2 tRNA genes and 2 rRNA genes are annotated in these 2,201 nt (G+C 47.2%); all 4 read left to right on the forward strand.

The features are described 5' to 3' along the window. A 16S ribosomal RNA gene (locus ATS76_RS10885) occupies positions 1-448 on the forward strand; the annotation flags it as partial. Positions 449-523: 75 nt separating this feature from the next. Beyond that, positions 524-600: transfer RNA gene (locus ATS76_RS10890), tRNA-Ile, on the forward strand. Between the two features lie 44 nt (positions 601-644). Beyond that, positions 645-720: transfer RNA gene (locus tag ATS76_RS10895), tRNA-Ala, on the forward strand. A 304-nt stretch (positions 721-1,024) separates the two neighbouring features. Further along, positions 1,025-2,201 (forward strand): 23S ribosomal RNA (locus ATS76_RS10900); the annotation flags it as partial.

Below are 2,201 nucleotides of genomic sequence, written 5' to 3' on the forward strand. Positions count from 1 at the left end.
CCCGCAACGAGCGCAACCCCTATCCTTAGTTGCTAGCAGGTAATGCTGAGAACTCTAAGGAGACTGCCGGTGATAAACCGGAGGAAGGTGGGGACGACGTCAAGTCATCATGGCCCTTACGTGTAGGGCTACACACGTGCTACAATGGCGCATACAGAGTGCTGCGAACTCGCGAGAGTAAGCGAATCACTTAAAGTGCGTCGTAGTCCGGATTGGAGTCTGCAACTCGACTCCATGAAGTCGGAATCGCTAGTAATCGCGTATCAGAATGACGCGGTGAATACGTTCCCGGGCCTTGTACACACCGCCCGTCACACCATGGGAGTGGGTTGCTCCAGAAGTAGATAGTCTAACCCTCGGGAGGACGTTTACCACGGAGTGATTCATGACTGGGGTGAAGTCGTAACAAGGTAGCCCTAGGGGAACCTGGGGCTGGATCACCTCCTTATACGATTTAGAACTTATTTGTTCGTAGTGTCCACACAGATGATTGTTATTGTAAAGAGAACAACACTTATTGTTTGGGTCTGTAGCTCAGCTGGTTAGAGCGCACCCCTGATAAGGGTGAGGTCGGTAGTTCAAATCTACTCAGACCCACCACTTCTTCACGAAGTCGGTAACTAAACAATAAGACCAGCACATGTGGGGCTATAGCTCAGCTGGGAGAGCGCCTGCCTTGCACGCAGGAGGTCAGCAGTTCGATCCTGCTTAGCTCCACCACTTTTACTTCTTAAAAATAAATATTCTTTATCGGGCAGCTAAATCGCCTGAGAATAGAGTGTGTTTAATTTTGAGAGGTTTTTGTATCTCTTGCTCTTTAAAAATTTGGAAAAGCTGATAATAAAATTCGTATGAATACAGTGTATTTGTACAGAGTTTTCAAAAGTAAAAAAGAATGATAGCAGTATCATTCAGTGCCATTTAATCACTCTTTGAGTCGATTGATTGGTATCTACTTTAGTATTCAATATTAACTTCTGGCGAAGTTAAACTGTCACAAAACAAAGACCCGTTTGGGTTGTATGGTTAAGTGACTAAGCGTACACGGTGGATGCCTTGGCAGTTGGAGGCGATGAAGGACGTATTAACTTGCGATAAGCCTAGTCAAGCTAGTAAAAAGCACTTGAGACTAGGATTTCCGAATGGGGAAACCCACCTGCTTGCAGGTATCGTTAACTGAATACATAGGTTAACGAGGCGAACGCGGAGAACTGAAACATCTAAGTACCCGTAGGAAAAGAAATCAACCGAGATTCCGAAAGTAGCGGCGAGCGAAATCGGAACAGCCCTTAAGCTTATTATGTGTTAATGGAAGGCTCTGGAAAGTGCCACGATACAGGGTGATAGTCCCGTACATGAAAAGACATTTTAAGTGAAATCGAGTAGGTCGGAGCACGTGAAACTTTGACTGAATATAGGTGGACCATCATCTAAGGCTAAATACTCCCAACTGACCGATAGTGAACCAGTACCGTGAGGGAAAGGCGAAAAGAACCCCTGTGAGGGGAGTGAAATAGAACCTGAAACCGTGTACGTACAAGCAGTAGGAGCAGACTTGTTCTGTGACTGCGTACCTTTTGTATAATGGGTCAGCGACTTATATTTTGTAGCGAGGTTAACCGATTAGGGTAGCCGTAGGGAAACCGAGTCTTAACTGGGCGAATAGTTGCAAGGTATAGACCCGAAACCCGGTGATCTAGCCATGGGCAGGTTGAAGGTTGAGTAACATCAACTGGAGGACCGAACCCACTAACGTTGAAAAGTTAGGGGATGACCTGTGGCTAGGAGTGAAAGGCTAATCAAACCGGGAGATAGCTGGTTCTCCCCGAAATCTATTTAGGTAGAGCCTCGGACGAATACTTACGGGGGTAGAGCACTGTTAAGGCTAGGGGGTCATCCCGACTTACCAACCCTTTGCAAACTCCGAATACCGTAAAGTACTATCCGGGAGACACACGGCGGGTGCTAACGTCCGTCGTGAAGAGGGAAACAACCCAGACCGCCAGCTAAGGTCCCAAAGTCATAGTTAAGTGGGAAACGATGTGGAAAGGCCCAGACAGCCAGGAGGTTGGCTTAGAAGCAGCCATCCTTTAAAGAAAGCGTAATAGCTCACTGGTCGAGTCGGTCTGCGCGGAAGATGTAACGGGGCTAAACTATGCACCGAAGCTGCGGATTCATACTTTGTATGAGTGGTAGGGGAG

Origin of the sequence: Pseudoalteromonas sp. 10-33 (assembly GCF_001469195.1) — a bacterium.
GTDB lineage: Bacteria > Pseudomonadota > Gammaproteobacteria > Enterobacterales > Alteromonadaceae > Pseudoalteromonas.